The following is a 22,181-nucleotide window of genomic DNA, read 5'->3' as shown; positions in this document are numbered from 1 at the left end:
GGCGAACAGCTCCACCAGCCAGCCGCCGGCCGGGTTCCGCCCGCCCGCCGCGACCATGCCCCGGTAGCCGGAGACCACCAGCATGGCCTCCTCCGCCGGGTCGTTGCCCGCCGCGCCCGCGCGCAGCGCGAAGGCCCCGCCGCGCACCGCCCGCCGGGTCAGCGGGTAGTGCCGCAGGTCGAAGACGGCGTCCGGCGCCTCGATCTGGGCGCGCTGGGTCTCGGCCCGGGTGCTGCCGGGCCCGCTGGTCATCCGGTAGACGGCGTGCTGCGCGGTGCGCATCAGCTGGGAGCCGGGCGGCACGTACGAGACCCACCAGCCGACCGCGTCCAGCAGCCGGGCGGAGGTCTCGGCGACGACCACGAGCTTGCCGAGGGTGTCGGCGGGGTGGACGGCCCTGGCGGCCGCGGCCCGGTCCAGCGCGGAGAGGACGGCGGTGAGCAGCTGGCCCGGGTCGGCGCTGTGCGCGGCGCCGCGGAACCGTCGCCGGTCGCCCGCGCCGGCCCGTCCGGTCGGCCCCCGCCGGCCGTCCGCGCGGCGGTGCGGGTCGGCGGCGTCGGCGAGCAGCACGGTCGGGTCGGGCGAGAAGCCGGGGCCGTGGCTGCGCCCGGCGACGACGGGGTGCGCGGCGCGGGCGGCCTTGGCCCGGTACTGGGCGGCGTCGGCGAGCCGGAACAGCCGGTCGGGCGTGGTGACCGGCCCGATCGAGTCCCCGGTGGAGGCGACCCCGCAGGCGACGCCCTCGCCCTCGGACAGCGCCAGGGCCCGGGCGCACAGCTCCTCGGCGACGGCGACCACCTCGTCCGCCTTCTGCCCCTCCACGAGCAGGCAGAACTCGTCGCCGCCGAGCCGGGCCGCGAGGCTGCCGGGGAGTTTGGCGGCGGCCAGCGAGAGCTGGTGGGCGAAGCGTTCGAGCAGCCGGTCGCCCATCTCGTGGCCGAGCTGGTCGTTGACCCGCTTCAGCCCGTTGACGTCGCAGACGACCAGGGAGACGACGGTGTCGTCCCGGTTGTGGGCGGCCAGCGCGCTCTCCAGCCGCTCGTCCACCGCGCGCCGGTTGGCGAGGCCGGTGAGCGGGTCGGAGAAGGCGAGCCGGCGCAGGTCGGCGAGGCGTTCGGTCTGGGCGAGGCCGGCCGAGATCTGGGCGGCGAGCAGGGTGGCGTAGTCGGCGTCGGCCTCGGTGAACGCGGGCATCCCGAGCGAGCGGGCGAGGTACAGCTCGCCCCAGGCCTGCCCGTGCAGCACGATCGGCGCGACCACGCAGCAGGCGCGCCCGCGCCGGCGCAGTGCGGCGGCGCGTTCCTGGCAGTACGCGCCGGCGGTGGGGTGTGCGTGCCCGGTGTGCGGTTCGACACTCTCGGCGGTCTGCACCCACGCGCGCGGCAGCCGCCCGGTGGTCCAGCGCTCGTCCAGGTACGTGACGATCTCGGGGAAGTCGGCGACGGGGTAGGACTCGTCCTCGGGGAGCTCCTCCTCGCCGGGCGCGAGCTCTCCGTGGTTGACCAGGACGCGCAGCCGGCCGGACTCGCGGTCCCACACCGAGACGGCCGCCATGGTGGCGCCGAGCGCCTCGGTGGCCCGGACGGCGGCGGCCCGGACGGCCTCCAGCGGGGTGAGCGCGCCGGCCATGTCCTGGGCCAGCTCCACCACGGATTGCAACCGCAGGTCGGGCAGCGGGTCGGGCCGCCGGGGACCGTCGCGGTCGCGGTCGCGGTCCGTCATGATCGCCTCACTGCTCACCGGCTCGCCTCGCTCCCTGTGCTCGGTCGCGCCAGACCCCCTCCAAGGCCAGCCCGGCCGCTTGCACCAAGACTATGGCGGTTTCATTCGGTTATGCCCCGTTTGCCCCGGCGGATCCGCGACCGATCGGTACGGCTTTCAACCGTTCGGCACCCCCGGGCGACTCCGCTCCGTGGCCGAACCGGGCCGTCCGACGCCCTCGCACGCGAGGTGGGGACTACTCCGCCTTGAGCCACCGCGACAGCAGCCACGGCTCGACCAGCCCGAGCCCGCGCACCGGCCGGCGCCACATCGGCTGCAGGTGGAAGCGCCCCCCGGGCTCCGGCGCCGGGACGGGCAGCCCGGAGGCCGGCATCCCGGCCGCCGCGGACAGCGCCTCGGCCAGGCCGGGGCCCTCCGCGTCGGCCGGCGCGACGGCGCCGTTCTGCTCCAGCGCGGCGGCGAACTCGCCGTCGATCAGCACCGCGTCCTTGGGCGCGATCGAGGTGAGCCGGCTGGCCAGGTTGACGGTGGTGCCGAAGACGTCGCCCATCCGCGAGGTGACCGTGCCGAAGGCCATGCCGACCCGCAGCGCCGGGATGGTGTCGTCCCCGGCCAGCGCCTCGATCAGGCCGAGCGCGATCTCGGCGGCGGTGGCCGGGTCCTCGGAGACGAACAGGATCTCGTCGCCGAGGGTCTTGATCACCCGGCCGCCCTGGCCGGCGATCAGGTCGGAGCAGGTGTTCTCGAAGGTCTCGACCAGCTCGCCGAGGTCCTCCTCCTCCAGCCGCCGCGACAGCCGGGTGAAGCCGACCAGGTCGGCGAAGCCCACCGCGAGCCGGCCGCTGGTGATCTCGTGGTCCTCGGCGGCCTGCACCACCCGGCCGGTCACCGCGGCCAGCTGGCGCCGCCAGACGTACACCAGGAACTGCTCCAGCTCCGGCAGCAGCAGCTCGACCAGCGGGTACGCGACCTCGGCGCGGGTCAGCCCGGGCTCGACGGACTGGGTGAGGTTCTCCAGGAAGGTGTCCATCTGCCAGCCGGCCAGCCGCGCGGTGGTCTGCCCGGTGGAGCGGGCCACCTGGATCGCCATCGACTCGCTGAGCAGTCCGGACTCCACCAGGCCGGCGAGCCGGCGCAGCGCGATCACGTCACCGTCGGTGAGCGCCCGGGACTGGCCGATGTCGGGAAAGCCCATCGCCCGCCAGAAGCGGGTGGCGAGCTCCATCGGGACGTCTGCGGCGCGCGCGGCCTGGTACGGGGTGTAGTGGCGCGGCGCGTCCAGGATCAGCCGTTCCAGTTCGAGCGCGACCGTCTGGCCGTGGTCGTCCGCCGTCGCGTCGCTGCTGCCGTCCTCTGCCACCGGTCCGTCCCCGTGCGGTCGCCGCACTTGCCTCGTGTCCTGCCTGTCCGGGCGCGCTGCCTGTCCGGGCGCGTTTTGGCCACCCCTTCGGGCAGTGGCGCGCCTCACACCGCTGCCAGGTGGAATATTCGCACGGAATCCCGTCATCCGGGGCATCCGCCCGGGTCAAGGCGAGGTAAGCGCGGACATGACGACCCGGACGACCGGTGGCCGGAGCACCGGCGACCGCTCAGCGGGGCTCGGGTCGTCAGCGGGGCTCGGGGCGCACGTGCACGACGTCCCCGGCGCCGACCGCCCGGCGCGCGCCGTCCGGGGTGCGCACCACCAGCCGGCCGTCGCCGTCGATCGCGACCGCCTCGCCGACCAGCTCGCGGTCCCCGGGCAGGTGGACCTTCACCTGCCGGCCCAGCGTGGTGCAGCGGTCCACGTAGGCGCGCAGCAGCTCGCTCGCGTGCGGGTCCCCGGCGGCCCGGGTCCACTCGCCGTACAGCTCGGCGAACTCGCGCAGCAGGGCGCGCAGCAGGATCGAGCGGTCGGTGACGGCGGCCCCGGCCAGCGCCAGCGAGCCGGCGGTCGGGACGGGCAGTTCGTCGGCGCGCAGCGAGACGTTCAGGCCGAGGCCGGCCACCACCGCGCCGCCGCCCAGCTCGGTGAGGATGCCGCCGAGCTTGCGCTCCGCGCCGTCGATCTCCACCTGCAGGTCGTTGGGCCACTTCAGCCCGACCTCGATCCCGGCGACCCGGCCCAGCGTGCTCGCCACGGAGACCCCGACCAGGATCGGCAGCCAGCCGTACCGCTCGACCGGCACCTGCTCCGGGCGCAGCAGCACGGACAGGAACAGCCCGGAGCGGGCCGGGGCCGTCCACTGCCGCTCCAGCCGGCCGCGCCCGGCGACCTGCGCCTCGGCGACCAGCACCGCGCCCTGCGGGGCGCCGGCCCGGGCCCGCTCGGCGAGGTCGCTGTTGGTGGAACCGGTCTCGGCGACGACGTCCAGGGCCGTCCACAGCCCGCCGGCGGTGACCAGGTCGCGGCGCAGCGCCGTCGCGTCGAGCGGGGGCCGGTCCAGGTCCGTCCAGGGCGACGATCCGGCGGAGGAGGCGGAGGCGGCGAAGCCGCGCAGCCCGCTGCGGCGAGGGGTGTCGGGTGCGGTCATGCGCAGCACACTAGAGGTCGTAGGCCGTCCTATCGTCTCTCAGAACGCCGGGTGGACACACTGTGTCGCTGGCCATAACCGCAGGACGTTACGCCGGGAGCCGCACGCTGGCTACGCTACCCAACGGTAGTTCGCAGCGCCGCCCTGCCCTCATGCGCGGGCCCCACTCCGGTCCGCGCGCACTCGTACAGGTCGCGGCCGATGATCAGGGAGAGCCACCGGAATGACCGAGGCGCCGTACGACCCCCACACCACCGCCGGCAAGCTCGCCGACCTGCGCCGCAGGCTCGACGAGGCGGTGCACTCCGGCTCCGCCAAGGCCGTCGAGAAGCAGCACGCCAAGGGCAAACTGACGGCCCGCGAGCGGGTGGTGGAGCTGCTGGACGCGGACTCCTTCGTCGAGTTCGACGAGTTCGCCCGGCACCGCTCGACCAACTTCGGCCAGGAGAAGAACCGGCCGTACGGCGACGGCGTGGTGACCGGCTACGGCACCGTCGACGGCCGTCAGGTCGCCGTGTTCGCCCAGGACTTCACCGTCTTCGGCGGCTCGCTGGGCGAGGTGTTCGGCGAGAAGATCGTCAAGGTCATGGACTTCGCGCTGAAGACCGGCTGCCCGGTCATCGGCATCAACGACTCCGGCGGCGCCCGCATCCAGGAGGGCGTGGTCTCGCTCGGCCTGTACGGCGAGATCTTCCGCCGCAACGTGCACGCCTCCGGCGTCATCCCGCAGATCTCGCTGATCATGGGCCCGTGCGCGGGCGGCGCGGTGTACTCCCCCGCGATCACCGACTTCGTGGTGATGGCCGACCAGACCTCGCACATGTTCATCACCGGCCCGGACGTCATCAAGACCGTCACCGGCGAGGACGTCGGCATGGAGGAGCTGGGCGGCGCGCGCACCCACAACACCAAGTCCGGCAACGCGCACTACCTGGCCACGGACGAGAAGGAGGCGATCGAGTACGTCAAGAGCCTGCTCTCGTACCTGCCCTCCAACAACCTCTCGGACCCGCCGTCCTTCCCCGAGCAGGCCGACCTCGACATCACCGACGAAGACCTCGAACTCGACAGCGTCGTGCCGGACTCGGCGAACCAGCCGTACGACATGCGCACGGTGATCGAGCACATCGTCGACGACGGCGAGTTCCTGGAGACCCAGCCGCTGTTCGCGGGCAACATCATCACCGGCTTCGGCCGGGTCGAGGGCCACTCGGTCGGCATCGTCGGCAGCCAGCCGATGGACCTGGCCGGCTGCCTGGACATCAACGCCAGCGAGAAGGCCGCCCGCTTCATCCGCACCTGCGACTCCTTCAACATCCCGGTGCTGACCTTCGTCGACGTGCCCGGCTTCCTGCCCGGCACCGAGCAGGAGTGGGACGGCATCATCCGCCGCGGCGCCAAGCTGATCTACGCCTACGCCGAGGCCACCGTCCCGCTGATCACCGTGATCACCCGCAAGGCCTTCGGCGGCGCGTACGACGTCATGGGCTCCAAGCACCTGGGCGCCGACCTCAACCTGGCCTGGCCGACCGCGCAGATCGCGGTGATGGGCGCGCAGGGCGCGGTCAACATCCTGCACCGCCGCGAGATCGCCGAGGCCGAGGCCGCCGGCACCGCCGAGGAGAAGCGCGCCGAGCTGATCGCCTCGTACGAGGACACCCTGCTGAACCCCTACCTGGCGGCCGAGCGCGGCTACGTGGACGCGGTCATCGCGCCCAGCGAGACCCGCCGGCACATCGTCCGCGGCCTGCGGGCGCTGCGCGGCAAGCGCGAGGTGCTGCCGCCCAAGAAGCACGGCAACATCCCCCTGTAGGCCCGTACGGGAGAGAATCGAACCATGGCCCCGATCCACGTGCTGCACGGGCAGCCGACCCCCGAGGAGCTTGCCACCGTCCTGGCGGTGGTCCAGGCGCGGGCCGCCGCCGCGCAGGCCGCCGCCGACGCGGCGCGCCTGGCCGGTGTCGGCCCCGCCTCCCCCTGGAACGACCGCGTCCGCCTGCTCCGCCCCGCGCTCCACCCCGGCGTCAACGCCTGGCGGACCGCCGGCTGGGCGCGCTGATCCACCCCGTACGGGAGCGGGAAGTCGGCCGGTCCGACTTCCCGCTCCCGTACGGCGTTTCCCGCCCGGTTCGTCGGCGCACCGGCCCGCCCGCGCACCGGTTCGTCCGGAACCTGAGTACGGATACTCAGGCGCCGGGCGCCAGGCGCGGCGCACCCTGGACGGGTGCTCTGGTCAGACCCCCGCGACGAGCCCTCACCCGAGGCGCGCCGCATGCAGGAACGGATGCAGCGGGCCGGCAAGGTGCTCGGCGCCCTGGTGCTGGTGGGCGCCGTCCTGATCATGCTCACCCGCCCGTTCACCTGAACGGCGGACACCGCCAGCCCCTACCCTGGTGGCCATGACCGACCAGCGCACCCTCGTCCTCGCGTCCGCCTCCCCCGCCCGCCTCGGGCTGCTGCGCCAGGCGGGCCTCGACCCGCGCGTGGTGGTCAGCGGTGTCGACGAGGACGCGCTCAGCGCCGCCACCCCCGCCGAGCTCGCCCTCGTGCTGGCCGAGGCCAAGGCCAAGGCCGTCGCCGCCGAACTCACCGGCGGCGAGCTGGTGATCGGCTGCGACTCCGTCCTGGAGCTGGACGGCCAGGCTCTCGGCAAGCCCGCCGACGCCGCCGAGGCGACTGCCCGCTGGCACGCGATGCGCGGCCGCGCCGGGGTGCTGCGCACCGGCCACTGCGTGATCGACACCGCGACCGGCCGCCAGTCCTCGGCCACCGCGTCCACCACCGTCCGCTTCGGCACCCCGGACGACGCCGAGATCGCCGCCTACGTGGCCTCCGGCGAACCCCTGCACGTGGCCGGCGCGTTCACCCTGGACGGCCGCTCGGCGCCGTTCGTCGAGGGCATCGACGGCGACCCGGGCAACGTCATCGGCCTCTCGCTGCCGCTGCTCCGCCGCCTGCTCGCCGGCCTCGACGTGCGGCTGGTCGATCTCTGGGCCTGACGGCCAGGCCGATCCGTGGACCAACTGATCTGCCGCACCGGGCCGGTGTGGCCCTAAGCTGACCGGCGTTCGACCCGGGGGAGGGAACGCGGCGATGAACGACAACGTGCTCAACGTGGTGCTCGGCCTGGTGGCCAGTGCCATCAGCGCCGGCCTCGGCTGGCTCGCCCAGGCCCTGCGCCGCCGGCGCAGGATCGAGCGGGTGCGGCGGTTCTTCGGGCTGCCCGCCGGCAGCGAGTGCCTGATCGTGGTCAACCGCAGCATCGGGACGGGCTCGCACGCGCACACCGTGACCCGCCGGGACGCCTACGCCCTGATGTGGCTGGCCGGGCTGGTCGAGGAGTGCGGGGCCCGGCCCGAACTGGTCGCGCACGACGCCGCGCAGCGGGGCCTGGGCGCCAAGACGGAGCTGTGCCTGGGCGGCCCGGTCAGCAACGAGCGGATGGCCGCCCACCTGGCCTGGGGCCTGCCGGGCGTGCTGGTCGCCTCCGGCCCGGACCAGGGCGACAACGTCATCGTGGTGGGCGAGCGCGACTTCGCCGTCGACCACGACCGCACGCACGTCCTCCTCGCCCGGATCGCCACGCCGGAGGGCGGCCGCCCGGTGTTCCTCGTCTGCGGCCAGACCGGCGTCGCCAACCAGGCGGGCGTGCGCCACCTCGTCGCCCACCACCGCGAACTCGCCCGGAAGTACGGCCAGGACGGCACCTTCGCGCTGGTCCTGCGGGTGGTCAACCCGGAGGCGTACGGGCCGGACATGGTGGAATTGGCCGCCGACGTGACGACCGAGGCGCTGCACCGGCCCGCCACCCCCGCCGCGGCCGCCTGACCCGGTCCGTGAAACTGTGTTGCATGCCACGTGCCGCCACGCCGCCGCCCGGCCGCGGGGCGACGCTCGGACCGCCGCGGCGGTACCGGTGGTGACCTGCGCAGTCACCTCACGGACCGTAGACAAGACCACGAATTCCATCACCGAGCGTGTGGGATAGTTCACAACCTGGGGCTACTCGCCGGTACCGCCCAGGAATCCATAAACTCAACGAGGTTCAAGAAGGGAGCCACAGTGCGCAAGGTGCTCATCGCCAACCGCGGGGAAATCGCCGTCCGCGTCGCCCGTGCCTGCTCGGACGCCGGTATCGCCAGCGTCGCCGTCTACGCCGAGCCGGACCGGGATGCGCTGCACGTCCGCGCGGCCGACGAGGCTTACGCGCTGGGCGGTGACACCCCGGCCACCAGTTACCTGGACATCGCGAAGGTCCTCAAGGCCGCCGCCGACTCCGGTGCCGACGCCGTCCACCCCGGTTACGGGTTCCTGTCGGAGAACGCCGACTTCGCCCAGGCCGTCCTCGACGCCGGCCTGATCTGGATCGGCCCGCCGCCGCAGGCCATCCGCGACCTCGGCGACAAGGTGACCGCCCGGCACGTGGCGCAGCGCGCCGGTGCCCCGCTGGTCGCCGGTACCCCGGACCCGGTCGCGGGCGCCGACGAGGTCGTCGCGTTCGCCCGGGAGCACGGCCTGCCGGTCGCCATCAAGGCGGCGTTCGGCGGCGGCGGCCGCGGCCTGAAGGTCGCCCGCACGCTGGAGGAGATCCCGGAGCTCTTCGAGTCCGCGGTGCGCGAGGCGGTCGCCGCCTTCGGCCGCGGCGAGTGCTTCGTCGAGCGCTACCTGGACAACCCGCGCCACGTCGAGACCCAGTGCCTCGCGGACAAGCACGGCAACGTGGTGGTCGTGTCCACCCGTGACTGCTCGCTGCAGCGCCGGCACCAGAAGCTGGTCGAGGAGGCGCCCGCGCCGTTCCTGACCGCCGAGCAGAACGCCGAGCTGTACCGCGCGTCCAAGGCCATCCTGAAGGAGGCCGGCTACGTCGGCGCCGGGACCTGCGAGTTCCTGGTGGCGCTGGACGGCACGATCTCCTTCCTGGAGGTCAACACCCGTCTGCAGGTGGAGCACCCGGTCACCGAGGAGGTCACCGGCCTCGACCTGGTCCGCGAGATGTTCCGGATCGCGGACGGCGAGGAGCTCGGCTACGACGACCCCGAGGTGCGCGGCCACTCCTTCGAGTTCCGCATCAACGGCGAGGACCCGGGCCGCAACTTCCTGCCCGCGCCCGGCACCGTCACGCTGTTCGCCCCGCCGTCCGGCCCGGGCGTGCGCCTGGACTCGGGCGTGGAGACCGGCTCGGTCATCGGCCCGGCCTGGGACTCCCTGCTGGCCAAGCTGATCGTCTCCGGCCGGGACCGCAAGCAGGCCCTGGAGCGGGCCCGGCGCGCGCTGAGCGAGTTCAAGGTCGAGGGCATGGCCACCGCCATCCCGTTCCACCAGGCGGTCGTCACCGACCCGGCGTTCGCGCCCGAGGTGCACGGCCAGGAGGGCCCGTTCAAGGTCTTCACCCGCTGGATCGAGACCGAGTTCGAGAACACCATCCCGGCGTTCGCCGGCTCGGGTGCCGAGGGCGAGGAGGCCGAGACCCGGGAGACCGTGGTGGTCGAGGTCGGCGGCAAGCGGATCGAGGTCTCGCTGCCGTCCTCGCTGGGCGTCGCGTCGGCCCCGGCGGCCACCGCGGGGGCCGCGAAGGCCAAGCGCCGGGTGGGTGCCAAGAAGGCCGGCTCGGCCGTCGGTGGCGACACCCTGGCCTCGCCGATGCAGGGCACCATCGTCAAGGTCGCCGTCGAGGAGGGCCAGGTCGTCGCCGAGGGCGAGCTGATCGTGGTCCTGGAGGCGATGAAGATGGAGCAGCCGCTGAACGCCCACAAGGCGGGCACCGTCGTCGGCCTCAAGGCCGAGGTGGGTGCGAGCGTCAGCAGCGGCGCCGCGCTCTGCGAGATCAAGGACTGACCCGGATCGGGGGCTGACACCCCGCCCGTCAATCCGACGACCGGTCCGTACGCCCTTCGGGGACGTACGGACCGGTCGCGTGTTTTCACCGGTACGGAGGGGCGGCGTCACCGCCCGCGCGGCAGCCCCAACTCGGCCAGCCGGACGGGCATCCCGCCGGGGCCGACCGGCCCGCCGTGCGCGCCCGGGCGGCGCTGCCCGGGCAGCGGGGCGCCGCCGGGCGCCGGGGAGGGGCGGCGGGCCAGCGGACCGGGCTGGGTCTGGTGGACGGGCCCGCTGCCGGTGCCGTGCACCGGGGCGTCGCTGCCGCCCGGGGAGCCGCCGATCGGCGCCAGGTCGATCTGCACGCCGCGGTCGGCCAGCGCGTCCAGTTCGCGGGCGGTGGTGTCGTCCGCGCCGGCCTGCTCGTCGGTGACCAGCCGGGTGATGGCCTCGGACTCGACGGTCGGGAACATGCTGTCCGTGCCGAGCTTGGTGTGGTCGGCGAGGACGATGACCTCGGCGGCCGACTGCACCAGTGCCCGGTCCACGCTCGCGGACAGCATGTTGGCGGTCGACAGCCCGCGTTCGGCGGTCAGGCCGCTGCCGGAGATGAAGGCCTTGGCGACCCTCAGCCCCTGCAGCGCCTGTTCCGCGCCGCTGCCGACCAGCGCGTAGTTGGAGCCGCGCAGGGTGCCGCCGGTCATCACCACTTCGACCCGGTTGGCGTGCGCCAGCGCCTGGGCGACCAGCAGCGAGTTGGTGACGACGGTCAGCCCGGGCACCCGGGCCAGCCGGCGGGCCAGCTCCTGGGTGGTGGTGCCGGCGCCGACCACCACCGCGTCGCCCTCCTCCACCAGGGAGGCGGCGAGGTCCGCGATGGCGCTCTTCTCCGCCGCGGACAGGTGGGTCTTCTGCGGGTAGCCGGGTTCGCGGCTGAAGCCGCCGGGGAGCACCGCGCCGCCGTGCCGGCGGTCGAGGAGCCCTTCTGCCTCCAGCGCCCGTACGTCACGGCGCACGGTCACTTCGGAGGTCTGGACGACGCGGGCCAACTCCCGGAGCGAGACGGCTCCGTTGGCGCGCACCATTTCGAGGATCAACTGGCGACGTTCTGCTGCAAACACAGAACTGACGGTAACCCGCGTGACCGTCTGCTTTCAGGCGTTTGCAGCTGGTAGCGGGAAATGCTCACGCACGAGCGGCGCGTGACCGTACAATACGCGCCGTCAGCAATCCGGGGGCTGCGCCCGCCGTCCGGGTGACGGTCCGGCATGCGCGAAGGGCGGCCGCCGACCGGCAGCCGCCCTCAACTGTGCGCCTGAGCTCAGGATTCGCCGTCGGCCCGCTTGCGGATGTGCAGCTGCCGGGCGGCCTCGGCGGTGGAGCCGGAGACGGACGGGTAGACGGTGAAGGCGCTGGCCACCTGTTCGACCGTCAGATTGGCGTCCACCGCGAGCGAGATCGGGTGGATCAGCTCGCTCGCCCGCGGGGCGACGACCACGCCGCCGACCACGATGCCGGTGCCCGGGCGGCAGAACAGCTTCACGAAGCCGTCCCGGATGCCCTGCATCTTCGCCCGCGGGTTGCCGCGCAGCGGCAGCTTGACCACGACGGCGTCCATCTTGCCGCACTGCACGTCGGCCGCGGTGTAGCCGACGGTGGCGATCTCCGGGTCGGTGAAGACGTTGGAGGCCACGGTCTTCAGGTTCAGCGGCTGCACCGCGTCGCCCAGCGCGTGGTACATCGCGATCCGGCCCTGCATGGCGGCGACCGAGGCGAGCATGAAGACGCCGGTGCAGTCGCCGGCCGCGTACACGCCCGGGGCGCTGGTGCGGGAGACCCGGTCGACCTGGATCTGGCCCCAGTCGTTGAGCTTGACCCCGGCCTCCTCCAGGCCCATCTCGGAGGTGTTGGGGATCGAGCCGACCGCCATCAGGCAGTGGGTGCCCTCGATCACCTTGCCGTCCGAGAGGGTCACCTCGACCCGGTCGCCGATCCGCTTGGCGCTCTCGGCCCGCGAGCGGCTCATCACGTTCATGCCGCGGCGGCGGAAGACGTCCTCCAGCACCTCGGCGGCGTCCGGGTCCTCGCCCGGCAGCACCCGGTCACGGCTGGAGACCAGGGTGACCTTCGAACCGAGCGCCTGGTACGCGCCGGCGAACTCGGCGCCGGTCACACCGGAGCCGACCACGATCAGCTCGCGGGGCAGCTCCTCCAGGTCGTACACCTGGGTCCAGGTGAGGATCCGCTCGCCGTCCGGCTTGGCGTCCGGCACCTCGCGCGGGTGGGCACCGGTGGCGATCAGCACGGCGTCGGCGCGCAGCGACTGCACGCCGCCGTCCGGGCCGTCCACCAGGACCTCGCGGGAGCCGTCCACGGCCTGCCCGCCGGCACCGAGCCGGCCGCGGCCGCGCAGCACGGTCACACCGGCCCGGGTGACGGACTGGGTGATGTCGTGGGACTGCGCGATCGCCAGGCGCTTCACACGGCGGTTGACCTTGCCCAGGTCCACGCCGACGACCTTCTCGCGGTCCTCGCCGTCCTGGGCCACGACCGTGATGCCCAGCTCCTCGTACGAGCTGTCGAAGGTGGTCATCACCTCCGCGGTCGCGATCAGGGTCTTCGACGGCACGCAGTCCGTGAGCACCGCCGATCCGCCCAGACCGTCGCGGTCGACGACGGTCACCTCCGCGCCGAGCTGAGCGGCCACCAGCGCCGCCTCGTAGCCGCCGGGTCCGCCACCGATGATCACGATCCGAGTCACGACCCCATTGTCCCGCACGCCGGGAGTGCCGCCACGCCGGGGTCCGGCCTGCGGACCGGTCCGCCGGGCCTCCACCCGGTCCGCCCGCCGGGCTAGTCTGACCCCCATGCCCCTCTACGCCGCGTATGCCACCAACCTCGATGCCCGGCAGATGACCCGCCGCGCCCCGCACTCCCCGCTGCGCGGCACCGGCTGGCTGGACGGCTGGCGGCTCACCTTCGGCGGCGAACAGCTCGGCTGGGAGGGCTCGTTGGCCACCGTGGTGGAGGACGAGAAGGACCAGGTCTTCGTCGCGCTGTACGACGTCGCGCCGATGGACGAGGAGGGCCTGGACCGCTGGGAGGGCGTCCAGCTTGGCATCTACCGCAAGACCAGGCTCCGGGCGCACACCCTGGAGGGCGACATCCCGGTCTGGACGTACGTGCTCAACGACTACGAGGGCGGCCTGCCCGCGGCCCGCTACCTCGGCCTGATCGCCGACGCCGCCGAGAGCGCGGGCGCCCCCGACGACTACGTCATGGACCTGCGCCGGCGGCCGTGCTAGGTCCTCTCTCTCGGACCTGGCCGCCCGGCGCTTCCGGCACGCACGTTCTTGTACGTCCCGACGGCCCGGTCACCCGAAAAGCGCCACCGAGCTGTGTTTTCGGGTCAACCGGGTAACGATCCGGCACGCCGCGCCCGGATTTTCTACGCGCGTAGCCAAATCCCGTCTATCCTCTGACGCGTGAACGCAACTCCTCAGTCGGTCGTCTCCGCCGACCCCTACGCCGCCGCCCAGGCCGCCGCCGAGCGCCTGCGCGAGCTGACCGGTGCCGAGCGGCACGACGTCGCCCTGGTGATGGGCTCCGGCTGGGTGCCGGCCGCCGACGCCCTGGGCGAGACCGTGGCCGAGTTCCCGGTCACCGACCTGCCCGGCTTCCCCGCCCCCGCCGTCGCCGGCCACGCCGGCAAGATCCGGTCGGTGAAGATCGGCGACAAGCGCGCCCTGATCTTCCTCGGCCGCAACCACTACTACGAGGGCCACGGCGTCGCCACGGTCGTCCACGGCGTGCGCACCGCCGCCGCGGCCGGCTGCGGCGTCATCGTGCTGACCAACGGCTGCGGCGGCCTGCGCCAGGGCTGGACCCCCGGCCAGCCGGTCCTGATCAGCGACCACATCAACCTGACCGGGGACTCCCCGATCGTCGGCGCCAACTTCGTCGACCTCACCGACCTGTACTCCAAGCGCCTGCGCACCCTGTGCCACGAGGTCGACCCGAGCCTGGACGAGGCCGTCTACGTCCAGTTCCGCGGCCCGCACTACGAGACCCCGGCCGAGGTCAACATGGCCCGGGTGATCGGCGGCGAGCTGGTCGGCATGTCCACCACCCTGGAGGCCATCGCCGCCCGCGAGGCCGGCTCCGAGGTGCTCGGCATCTCCCTGGTCACCAACCTGGCCGCCGGCATGACCGGCGAGCCGCTCAACCACGAAGAGGTCCTGGAGGCCGGCAAGGCCTCGGCCGAGCGCATGGGCGAGCTGCTGGCGAAGGTCCTTGAGCGGATCTGACGCCCGCCAGGCGCAGAATCATGAGCGACGGGGCCCCCGGGCGGCGTGATCCGCTGATCACGCCCTCCCGCGGGCCCCGTCCGTGTGTGCCCACCGCTTCCCCTCGTTCCCGCGGAAACCTCCGGCCGACCCACCCGACGCACTTCCCGATGGAGTTGTCGACTATGACGCAGGCACTTAACCCCGACCTCCTCGCCCGGGCCCGGGCCTGGCTGGCCGAGGACCCCGACCCGCAGACCCGCGAGGAGCTGACCGCCCTGCTGGCCCGGGCCGAGGGCCCGGAGGCCGAGGAGGACAGCACGCGCGCCTGGGCCGAGCTGACCGAGCGCTTCGCCGACCGCCTGCAGTTCGGCACCGCCGGCCTGCGCGGCGAGCTCGGCGCCGGCCCGATGCGGATGAACCGCGCCGTGGTGATCCGGGCCGCCGCCGGCCTGGTCGCGTACGTCAAGAAGGAGGGCCTGGGCGACCTGGTCGTCATCGGCTACGACGCCCGGTACAAGTCCTACGACTTCGCCCGCGACACCGCCGCCGTGGTGGTCGCGGCCGGCCTGCGCGCCGCGCTGCTGCCCCGCCCGCTGCCGACCCCGGTGCTCGCCTTCGCCGTCCGCCACCTGGGCGCGGCCGCCGGCGTCACCGTCACGGCCAGCCACAACCCGCCGCAGGACAACGGCTACAAGGTCTACCTGGGCGACGGCTCGCAGATCGTCCCGCCGGCCGACGCCGGGATCGCCGCCGAGATCGACGCGATCGACTCGCTGGACGACGTCCCGCGCGCCGAGGAGGGCTGGGAGGTGCTCGGCGAGGACGTGGTCGAGGCCTACCTGGACCGGGCCGTCTCGATCGTCGACGCGCACAGCCCGCGCGAGCTCGACGTGGTCTACACCCCGATGCACGGCGTCGGCCGCGACACCCTGGTCGCCGCGTTCCGCCGGGCCGGCTTCGCCGCGCCCACCGTGGTCGCCGAGCAGGCCGAGCCCGACCCGGACTTCCCGACCGTCGCCTTCCCCAACCCGGAGGAGCCGGGGGCGATGGACCTCGCCTTCCGCACCGCCGCCACGGTGGGCCCGGACATCGTGATCGCCAACGACCCGGACGCCGACCGCTGCGCGGTGGCCGTCCCGGTCCACGGCAACGCGGCCGGCAGCGGCAACGGCGGCTCCGGCTGGCGGATGCTGCGCGGCGACGAGGTCGGCGCGCTGCTCGGCTCCGCGCTGGTCGCCAAGAAGGCCGAGGGCACCTTCGCCACCACCATCGTCTCGGCCACCCTGCTCGGCCGGATCGCCGAGGCCGCGGGCCTGGGCTACGCCGAGACGCTGACCGGTTTCAAGTGGATCTCCCGCGCCGAGGGCCTGCGCTACGGCTACGAGGAGGCGCTCGGCTACTGCGTCGACCCGCAGGGCGTCCGGGACAAGGACGGCATCACCGCCGCCCTGCTGGTCGCCGAGCTCGCCGCGACCCTCAAGAAGTCCGGCCGCACCCTGAGCGACCTGCTGGACGACCTGGCGCTGGAGCACGGCCTGCACGCCACCGACCAGCTGTCCGTCCGGGTGCAGGACCTCTCGCTGATCGCCGACGCCATGCGCCGCCTGCGCGAGCAGCCGCCGACCGTCCTGGCCGGCCTGACCGTCACCCGCGCGGACGACCTCGCGGCGGGCTCCGCCGAGCTGCCGCCCACCGACGGCCTGCGCTACTACCTGGCCGGCGAGGCCGTCCGCTCCGCCCGCATCGTGGTGCGCCCCTCCGGCACCGAGCCCAAGCTCAAGTGCTACCTGGAGGTCGTCCTCCCGGTGGCCACCGCCGCCGACCTCGCCGCCACCCGCGAGCGCGCCACCGAGCTCCTCGGCGCGATCAAGCGCGACCTGGCCGCGGCCGCCGGCATCTGACCCACGGCACGCGGAAGGGCCCGCCGGTTCCGACCGGCGGGCCCTTCGTCGTACGGGGGGTGCGTCAGACCACGATCGCGGTGATCAGGGCGAGCAGTCCGACCAGGGTCGGCGCGATGATCCACCAGCACCACCGGACGACCAGCGGGCCGGCCGCGTCCGGGCGGCGGGCGTAGCGCTCGGCCATCTCCTGCAGGACGTTCGTCACCTGGTCGGACCAGGCGCGGGTGGGGTCGGCCGAGCCCGCCACGACCGGGTTGGTCTGCCGCCCGAAGACCATCCCCATCCGGGAGGCGTGCTCGGCGGGGCCGCTCTGCTGGGCCCGGGTCGCCCGCTTGCGCTGCCGCAGCGACACCGGCACCGCCCACAGCTGGTACTTCTTCTCGCCGGCCAGCAGCTCGACCGAGTACCCGGCGCGCAGCGCGTCCACCGAGGCCCAGGGCGCGGTGATGGTCCGCCACGGGTTGCGCACCACCAGCTCGCTCGCGTTCGCCCGGACCACCGGGCGCAGCGTGTAGGCGATCACCGGGAAGGCGAACACCGGCAGGGCCGCGAGCGCGACGTACGGGGTCCGGCCCGTCCCGGTCACCACCGCGTCGCCGATCAGCCAGGCGGCGACGGCCAGCAGGAACACGCCGGAGATCACACCGGGGACGGACCGGTACACGCGGTCCGCGTACTCGGTCTCCCCGTCTGGGCCGGCCGCGCCCTGGCGGGGCTTGCCGTCGGAATCGGTCATGGCGTCGATTCTGCCCCATGCCCCCCACCTGCGGAGGTCTCGGTCCGGCCACGAAAGGTGGGCTCCCTAGCGGACGACTACGCGCGTAGATATGCTGGTCTGGTGACTATGTCCACTGTTGCAGCCAATGCCCTCGGTGTTGCGGGCAGCGGCCTCGCGGACGTTGCGGCGTCCGAGGCCTCGCTCCGCCGCTTCCTGCACGGCCTGCCCGGCGTCGACCAGGTCGGCCTGGAGGCGCGTGCCGCCACCCTCGGGACCCGCTCGATCAAAACCACGGCGAAGGCGTACGCCATCGACCTGGCGATCTCCATGATCGACCTGACCACGCTGGAGGGCGCGGACACGGTCGGCAAGGTGCGCGCGCTCTGCGCCAAGGGCAGGACCCCCGACCCGACCGATCCGACCACTCCGCGCGTCGCCGCCATCTGCGTCTACCCGGACATGGTCGCCACCGCGAAGGACGCCCTGAAGGGCACCGACATCCAGGTCGCGTCCGTCGCCACCGCCTTCCCGGCCGGGCGCGCCGCCCTGCCGGTCAAGCTCGCCGACACCGCCGACGCGGTGGCCGCGGGCGCCGACGAGATCGACATGGTGATCGACCGCGGCGCCTTCCTCTCCGGCCGCTACTTCGACGTCTTCAACGAGATCGTCGCCGTCAAGCAGGCGTGCAAGCGCGCCGACGGCAGCTACGCCCACCTCAAGGTGATCTTCGAGACCGGCGAGCTGCAGACCTACGACAACGTCCGCCGGGTCTCCTGGCTGGCGATGCTGGCCGGCGCCGACTTCATCAAGACCTCCACCGGCAAGGTCGCCGTCAACGCGACCCCGCCGGTCACCCTGCTGATGCTGGAGGCCGTCCGCGACTTCCGCGCGGCCACCGGCGTCCAGGTCGGCGTCAAGCCCGCCGGCGGCATCAAGACCACCAAGGACGCCATGAAGTACCTGGTGATGGTCAACGAGACCCTCGGTGACGACTGGCTGACCCCGCACTGGTTCCGCTTCGGCGCCTCCAGCCTGCTCAACGACCTGCTGATGCAGCGCCAGAAGCTCGCCACCGGACGCTACTCCGGCCCCGACTACGTGACGGTGGACTGATCACCATGGCCAAGAAGAAGACCATCGAGGAGCCCGTGCGCAAGGCCGGCCTCTTCGAGTACGCCCCGGCCCCCGAGTCCCCCGCCGCCGCGGGTGACATCGCCACCTCCTACGGCCACTTCATCGGCGGCGAGTTCGTCGACTCCTCCGGCAGCGAGGCCCTGAAGACGGTCAACCCGGCCACCGAGCAGGTGCTCGCCGAGTTCACCCAGGGCACCGACGAGGACGTGGACCGCGCCGTCGCCGCCGCCCGCAAGGCCTTCGCCGACTGGTCGGCGCTGCCGGGCAGCGAGCGCGCCAAGTACCTGTTCCGGATCGCCCGGATCGTCCAGGAGCGCAGCCGCGAGCTGGCCGTGCTGGAGTCGATCGACAACGGCAAGCCGATCCGCGAGACCCGTGACGTCGACCTGCCGCTGGTCGCCGCGCACTTCTTCTACTACGCGGGCTGGGCCGACAAGCTGGACTACGCCGGCTACGGCCCGAACCCGAAGCCGCTGGGTGTGGCCGGCCAGGTCATCCCGTGGAACTTCCCGCTGCTGATGCTGGCGTGGAAGATCGCGCCCGCCCTGGCCACCGGCAACACGGTCGTCCTGAAGCCGGCCGAGACCACCCCGCTGACCGCGCTGCGCTTCGCCGAGATCTGCCGCCAGGCCGGTCTGCCGAAGGGCGTCGTCAACATCGTCACCGGTGACGGCCGCACCGGCGCCGCGCTCACCGCGCACCCGGACGTCAACAAGGTCGCCTTCACCGGCTCCACCCCGGTCGGCCGGGCGATCGCCAAGCAGCTGGCCGGCACCCGCAAGAAGCTGTCGCTGGAGCTGGGCGGCAAGGCCGCGAACATCGTCTTCGACGACGCGCCGATCGACCAGGCCGTCGAGGGCATCGTCAACGGCATCTTCTTCAACCAGGGCCACGTCTGCTGCGCGGGCTCGCGCCTGCTGGTCCAGGAGTCGGTCCAGGACGAGCTGCTGGACGCCCTGAAGCGCCGGATGGGCACCCTGCGGGTCGGCGACCCGCTGGACAAGAACACCGACATCGGCGCCATCAACTCCGCCGAGCAGCTGGCCCGGATCACCGCGCTGACCGACGCCGGCGAGGCCGAGGGCGCCGAGCGCTGGTCGCCGGCCTGCGAACTCCCGGGCACCGGCTTCTGGTTCAAGCCGACCCTGTTCACCGGCGTCAGCCAGGCCCACCGGATCGCCCAGGAGGAGATCTTCGGCCCGGTCCTGTCGGTGCTGACCTTCCGCACGCCCGACGAGGCGGTCGCGAAGGCCAACAACACCCCGTACGGCCTCTCCGCCGGCATCTGGACGGAGAAGGGCTCGCGCATCCTCTGGATGGCCAACCGGCTCAAGGCCGGTGTGGTGTGGGCCAACACCTTCAACAAGTTCGACCCGACCTCGCCGTTCGGCGGCTACAAGGAGTCGGGCTACGGCCGCGAGGGTGGCCGCCACGGTCTGGAGGCCTACCTCGATGTCTGACACGACCTTCGCGCGTCTTGACGTCCTCAAGACCTACAAGCTGTACGTCGGCGGGAAGTTCCCGCGCTCCGAGAGCGGGCGGGTGTACGAGGTGACCGACGCAAAGGGCGAGTGGCTCGCCAACGCCCCGCTGGGCACCCGCAAGGACACCCGCGACGCCGTCCTGGCCGCCCGCGCGGCCGTCAAGGGCTGGGCCGGCACCACCGCGTACAACCGCGGCCAGGTGCTGTACCGGGTGGCCGAGATGCTGCAGGGCCGGCGCGAGCAGTTCGCCGCCGAGGTGGCGCTCTCCGAGGGCATCGGCCCGAAGAAAGCCGCCGCGCTGGTGGACGCCGCGATCGACCGCTGGGTCTGGTACGCGGGCTGGACGGACAAGGTCGCCCAGATCGCGGGCGGCGCCAACCCGGTCGCCGGCCCGTACTTCAACCTGTCGACCCCGGAGCCGACCGGCGTGGTCGGGATCGTCGCCCCGCAGGCCGGGTACGGGCACTCGCTGCTCGGCCTGGTCTCGGTGATCGCCCCCGCCATCGCCACCGGCAACACCGTGGTGGTCGCGGCCGCCGCGGACGCCCCGCTGCCCGCGCTGTCCCTGGGCGAGGTGCTGGCCACCTCGGACGTCCCCGGCGGCGTGGTCAACATCATCTCGGGCAAGACGGCGGACATCGCCCCGACCCTGGCCTCGCACCAGGACGTCAACGCGCTGGACCTCACCGGCGCGATCGCCGCCGACGGTCCCGGCGCGGCGCCCGCGCTGGAAGCCGCCGCCGCGGATACCCTGAAGCGGGTGGTCCGTCCGGAGCTGGACCCGTTCGCCCAGGACTGGACCAATGCGCCCGGTACGGACCGGCTACTCTCGTTCCTGGAGACGAAGACGGTCTGGCACCCGATGGGGATCTGACCCTCCGGCTCTCCGCCGGGTGAACAACTCCACAGGCTGGCCGTCCCCAGTGCCCTCTCCCCCCCAGGGCCAGGACGGTCATTGGACGGACCCGCACCTCTCCCCCCCAGGTGCGGGTCCGTCGACTTTCCCGGACCCTCCCGCCGGGGCACCCGCCGAGAAGGTGTGAGCACACCGGTTTCGGCAACCGGCCGGGATGCGTCAGACTGGTGTCCCGTGAGTGACTCCCCCATGAACCCCGCACCGGCCGCGCACGCCCGGGTGATCCTGCTCTCCGGCCCGTCCGGATCGGGGAAGTCTTCGCTCGCCGAGCGCAGCGGGCTGCCCGTGCTCCAGCTCGACGACTTCTACAAGGACGGGGACGACCCGACGCTCCCCCGGCTGCCGGACGGCGCCGTGGACTGGGACTCCCCGCTCGCCTGGCACCGCGACCAGGCCGTGGCCGCCATCCGCGCCCTGCACGAGCACGGGCGCACCGAGGTGCCGGTCTACTCGATCCCGGACAACGGCCGGATCGCCACCCGCGCCCTGGAGCTGGACGGCGCGGGCGCGTTCATCGCCGAGGGCATATTCGCCGCCGAGATCGTCGCCGAGTGCGCCGAGCAGGGCCTGCTCGGCGACGCGCTGTGCCTGCGCAACGGCGCGCTCACCACGGCCTGGCGCCGGCTGCGCCGGGACGTCCGGGAGGGCCGCAAGTCGCTGCCGGTGCTGCTGCGCCGGGGCCTGCGGCTGATGCGCGCCGAGCGGTCGATCGTCGGACGGCAGGTCGCGCTCGGCTCGTCCCCGTGCGCCGGGCCGGAGGCCGAACGGCGGATCCGCGCGGTGGCCGCGCGGCGGGAGCTCTCGGCGGTCTGAACCGCCCCCCACGAGGACACGACGAAGGGCCCGGTGCGTCTCCCCCGCACCGGGCCCTTCGCCTTGCCGAACGGTCCTCGGCTCCCCCACGGGCAACTCCCCCGAGTCCTGCCCCCGGACCGTGACCGTCCGTTCCCGTCCCCCGACGGGAGTTCTCGTGCGCTACGCGACCAACTCGCCGAACGCCCGGACGGTGTCGCCCGACTTGTTCAGGTGCTCGTCCTCACGCAGGCGGCGCAGCGCGCGCCAGATGCTGCTCTTGACCGTGCCGACGCTGATCTGCAGCACGTCGGCGATCTCCGGGTCGGTCTTGCCCTCGTAGTACCGCAGCACCAGCATGGTCCGCTGGTTCTCCGGCAGCTTCGCCAGCGCCTGCCAGAGCACGGCGCGCAGCTCGGTGCCGCCCATCGCGTCGGTGTCGCCGGCCTGCTCGGGCAGCTCCTCGGTCGGGTACTCGTTGACCTTGCGGCGCCGCCAGGCGGAGATGTGCAGGTTGGTCATGGTGCGGCGCAGGTACCCGCCGACCGCGGCCTTGTCGGTGATCCGGCCCCAGGCGCGGTAGGTGCTGAAGAGCGCGCTCTGCAGCAGGTCCTCGGCCTCGTACCGGTCACCGGTGAGGTGGTACGCCGTGGCGTACAGGGAGGCGCGACGCTCGCGCACGTACGCGGTGAACTCCGTGATGTGGTCCTCCGCGACGCCGCGGTGCTCCCCCCGCGCGTCTCCCTGTCCCGCCTCGGTGGTGCGGGCCGCCGCGGGGTTCAGCCGCAGCAGCGTCGCACCGGCGGCCTCGCGACCGGTCGGCTCCCCCGAGCCGACCGCCCGCAGGCCGTTCCCCCCGTTCCCCCGAGCGCCCCCCAGGGCGTCCTTGCCC

General features: G+C 73.3%; 19 protein-coding genes and 1 pseudogene. 13 read left to right on the top strand and 7 right to left on the bottom strand.

From position 1 onward, the window contains the following. Nucleotides 1-495: 495 nt before the first annotated feature. From ACPC54_RS21975 to ACPC54_RS21965, 3 genes and pseudogenes are all read right to left on the bottom strand, one after another. Nucleotides 496-1,629 (bottom strand): annotated as a pseudogene (locus ACPC54_RS21975) (GGDEF domain-containing protein); the annotation flags it as partial. 328 nt (nt 1,630-1,957) lie between these two features. Then, complete coding sequence (locus ACPC54_RS21970) at nt 1,958-3,238, bottom strand: adenylate/guanylate cyclase domain-containing protein (protein ID WP_498966950.1); 1,281 nt, start codon at nt 3,236-3,238, stop codon at nt 1,958-1,960. Between the two features lie 91 nt (nt 3,239-3,329). Next, a complete protein-coding gene (locus ACPC54_RS21965) occupies nt 3,330-4,235 on the bottom strand; it encodes a biotin--[acetyl-CoA-carboxylase] ligase (RefSeq protein ID WP_498966949.1) in 906 nt (301 codons plus the stop codon). A gap of 223 nt (nt 4,236-4,458) precedes the next feature. On the opposite strand from ACPC54_RS21965, the gene ACPC54_RS21960 reads away from it, so the two are divergent. From ACPC54_RS21960 to ACPC54_RS21935, 6 genes are all read left to right on the top strand, one after another. After that, nucleotides 4,459-6,048, top strand: a complete 1,590-nt coding sequence (locus ACPC54_RS21960; RefSeq protein WP_498966947.1) for an acyl-CoA carboxylase subunit beta — start codon at nt 4,459-4,461, stop codon at nt 6,046-6,048. 24 nt (nt 6,049-6,072) lie between these two features. Next, nucleotides 6,073-6,294 carry an acyl-CoA carboxylase epsilon subunit gene (locus tag ACPC54_RS21955; RefSeq protein ID WP_498966946.1) on the top strand — a complete coding sequence of 74 codons (222 nt, stop codon included), beginning with the start codon at nt 6,073-6,075 and terminating at the stop codon, nt 6,292-6,294. Between the two features lie 165 nt (nt 6,295-6,459). After that, nucleotides 6,460-6,600 carry a morphogenic membrane protein MmpB gene (gene mmpB, locus ACPC54_RS21950; RefSeq protein ID WP_498966945.1) on the top strand — a complete coding sequence of 47 codons (141 nt, stop codon included), beginning with the start codon at nt 6,460-6,462 and terminating at the stop codon, nt 6,598-6,600. A 34-nt stretch (nt 6,601-6,634) separates the two neighbouring features. Continuing rightward, nucleotides 6,635-7,234 (top strand): nucleoside triphosphate pyrophosphatase, encoded by a 600-nt coding sequence (locus ACPC54_RS21945; protein ID WP_498966943.1) that lies wholly within the window; start codon nt 6,635-6,637, stop codon nt 7,232-7,234. Between the two features lie 94 nt (nt 7,235-7,328). Continuing rightward, nucleotides 7,329-8,063: a hypothetical protein gene (locus ACPC54_RS21940; protein ID WP_498966942.1), complete on the top strand. Its 735-nt coding sequence runs from the start codon at nt 7,329-7,331 to the stop codon at nt 8,061-8,063. 234 nt (nt 8,064-8,297) lie between these two features. Continuing rightward, a complete protein-coding gene (locus tag ACPC54_RS21935) occupies nt 8,298-10,070 on the top strand; it encodes an acetyl/propionyl/methylcrotonyl-CoA carboxylase subunit alpha (protein WP_498966941.1) in 1,773 nt (590 codons plus the stop codon). 107 nt (nt 10,071-10,177) lie between these two features. On the opposite strand, the gene ACPC54_RS21930 is transcribed toward ACPC54_RS21935, so the two are convergent. Together ACPC54_RS21930 and ACPC54_RS21925 are read right to left on the bottom strand one after the other, a co-directional pair. Then, nucleotides 10,178-11,137, bottom strand: coding sequence for a DeoR/GlpR family DNA-binding transcription regulator (locus ACPC54_RS21930; RefSeq protein WP_498967022.1), 960 nt, complete (start codon nt 11,135-11,137; stop codon nt 10,178-10,180). A gap of 236 nt (nt 11,138-11,373) precedes the next feature. Beyond that, nucleotides 11,374-12,921, bottom strand: coding sequence for an NAD(P)H-quinone dehydrogenase (locus tag ACPC54_RS21925; protein WP_498966940.1), 1,548 nt, complete (start codon nt 12,919-12,921; stop codon nt 11,374-11,376). Between ACPC54_RS21925 and ACPC54_RS21920 the strand changes: the two genes are divergently transcribed. The 3 genes from ACPC54_RS21920 to ACPC54_RS21910 all read left to right on the top strand — a co-directional run bounded on the left by ACPC54_RS21920 (nt 12,920) and on the right by ACPC54_RS21910 (nt 16,242). Then, on the top strand, nt 12,920-13,357 hold the full coding sequence (locus tag ACPC54_RS21920) for a gamma-glutamylcyclotransferase family protein (protein WP_498966939.1): 438 nt from the start codon (nt 12,920-12,922) through the stop codon (nt 13,355-13,357). The two genes, ACPC54_RS21925 and ACPC54_RS21920, sit on opposite strands and share 2 nt — an antisense overlap. A 180-nt stretch (nt 13,358-13,537) precedes the next feature. Then, the gene (locus tag ACPC54_RS21915; protein WP_498966938.1) at nt 13,538-14,359 is read left to right on the top strand and encodes a purine-nucleoside phosphorylase; all 822 of its coding nucleotides are present in this window, start codon (nt 13,538-13,540) and stop codon (nt 14,357-14,359) included. A gap of 164 nt (nt 14,360-14,523) precedes the next feature. Then, nucleotides 14,524-16,242, top strand: coding sequence for a phospho-sugar mutase (locus ACPC54_RS21910; protein ID WP_498966937.1), 1,719 nt, complete (start codon nt 14,524-14,526; stop codon nt 16,240-16,242). 64 nt (nt 16,243-16,306) lie between these two features. Here the strand turns inward: ACPC54_RS21910 and ACPC54_RS21905 are convergent, their stop codons facing one another. Then, nucleotides 16,307-16,981, bottom strand: a complete 675-nt coding sequence (locus tag ACPC54_RS21905; RefSeq protein ID WP_498966936.1) for a PH domain-containing protein — start codon at nt 16,979-16,981, stop codon at nt 16,307-16,309. A gap of 108 nt (nt 16,982-17,089) precedes the next feature. Between ACPC54_RS21905 and deoC the strand changes: the two genes are divergently transcribed. The 4 genes from deoC to ACPC54_RS21885 all read left to right on the top strand — a co-directional run bounded on the left by deoC (nt 17,090) and on the right by ACPC54_RS21885 (nt 21,310). Then, the gene (gene deoC / locus ACPC54_RS21900; protein WP_498966934.1) at nt 17,090-18,076 is read left to right on the top strand and encodes a deoxyribose-phosphate aldolase; all 987 of its coding nucleotides are present in this window, start codon (nt 17,090-17,092) and stop codon (nt 18,074-18,076) included. A gap of 5 nt (nt 18,077-18,081) precedes the next feature. Next, entirely contained in the window at nt 18,082-19,557 is a 1,476-nt protein-coding gene (locus ACPC54_RS21895; protein ID WP_498966932.1) for an aldehyde dehydrogenase family protein, read from the top strand. Further along, nucleotides 19,550-20,455 (top strand): aldehyde dehydrogenase family protein, encoded by a 906-nt coding sequence (locus ACPC54_RS21890; RefSeq protein WP_498966931.1) that lies wholly within the window; start codon nt 19,550-19,552, stop codon nt 20,453-20,455. Before ACPC54_RS21895 ends, ACPC54_RS21890 begins: the two co-directional genes overlap by 8 nt. Before the next feature lie 216 nt (nt 20,456-20,671). Then, nucleotides 20,672-21,310: an ATP-binding protein gene (locus ACPC54_RS21885; protein WP_498966930.1), complete on the top strand. Its 639-nt coding sequence runs from the start codon at nt 20,672-20,674 to the stop codon at nt 21,308-21,310. Nucleotides 21,311-21,472: 162 nt separating this feature from the next. Here the strand turns inward: ACPC54_RS21885 and ACPC54_RS21880 are convergent, their stop codons facing one another. Further along, nucleotides 21,473-22,135: a SigE family RNA polymerase sigma factor gene (locus ACPC54_RS21880; RefSeq protein WP_498967021.1), complete on the bottom strand. Its 663-nt coding sequence runs from the start codon at nt 22,133-22,135 to the stop codon at nt 21,473-21,475. Nucleotides 22,136-22,181 lie beyond the last annotated feature (46 nt).

It is taken from the genome of Kitasatospora sp. NPDC094028 (assembly GCF_049543595.1).
Lineage (GTDB): Bacteria > Actinomycetota > Actinomycetes > Streptomycetales > Streptomycetaceae > Kitasatospora.
The sequence above is the reverse complement of the archived record's forward strand: the minus strand, read 5'-3'. Positions and strand labels throughout refer to the sequence as shown.

What these genes read in the sequence shown, in the direction of transcription:
- ACPC54_RS21920 (WP_498966939.1), top strand. Translation starts at nt 12,920, where the DNA reads ATGCCCCTCTACGCCGCGTATGCCACCAACCTCGATGCCCGGCAGATG.
- ACPC54_RS21965 (WP_498966949.1), bottom strand. Translation starts at nt 4,235, where the DNA reads ATGACCGCACCCGACACCCCTCGCCGCAGCGGGCTGCGCGGCTTCGCC.
- ACPC54_RS21905 (WP_498966936.1), bottom strand. Translation starts at nt 16,981, where the DNA reads ATGACCGATTCCGACGGCAAGCCCCGCCAGGGCGCGGCCGGCCCAGAC.
- ACPC54_RS21940 (WP_498966942.1), top strand. Translation starts at nt 7,329, where the DNA reads ATGAACGACAACGTGCTCAACGTGGTGCTCGGCCTGGTGGCCAGTGCC.
- ACPC54_RS21955 (WP_498966946.1), top strand. Translation starts at nt 6,073, where the DNA reads ATGGCCCCGATCCACGTGCTGCACGGGCAGCCGACCCCCGAGGAGCTT.
- ACPC54_RS21925 (WP_498966940.1), bottom strand. Translation starts at nt 12,921, where the DNA reads ATGGGGGTCAGACTAGCCCGGCGGGCGGACCGGGTGGAGGCCCGGCGG.
- ACPC54_RS21945 (WP_498966943.1), top strand. Translation starts at nt 6,635, where the DNA reads ATGACCGACCAGCGCACCCTCGTCCTCGCGTCCGCCTCCCCCGCCCGC.
- ACPC54_RS21930 (WP_498967022.1), bottom strand. Translation starts at nt 11,137, where the DNA reads ATGGTGCGCGCCAACGGAGCCGTCTCGCTCCGGGAGTTGGCCCGCGTC.
- ACPC54_RS21910 (WP_498966937.1), top strand. Translation starts at nt 14,524, where the DNA reads ATGACGCAGGCACTTAACCCCGACCTCCTCGCCCGGGCCCGGGCCTGG.
- ACPC54_RS21890 (WP_498966931.1), top strand. Translation starts at nt 19,550, where the DNA reads ATGTCTGACACGACCTTCGCGCGTCTTGACGTCCTCAAGACCTACAAG.
- ACPC54_RS21895 (WP_498966932.1), top strand. Translation starts at nt 18,082, where the DNA reads ATGGCCAAGAAGAAGACCATCGAGGAGCCCGTGCGCAAGGCCGGCCTC.
- ACPC54_RS21970 (WP_498966950.1), bottom strand. Translation starts at nt 3,238, where the DNA reads ATGCCCCGGATGACGGGATTCCGTGCGAATATTCCACCTGGCAGCGGT.
- deoC (WP_498966934.1), top strand. Translation starts at nt 17,090, where the DNA reads ATGTCCACTGTTGCAGCCAATGCCCTCGGTGTTGCGGGCAGCGGCCTC.
- ACPC54_RS21960 (WP_498966947.1), top strand. Translation starts at nt 4,459, where the DNA reads ATGACCGAGGCGCCGTACGACCCCCACACCACCGCCGGCAAGCTCGCC.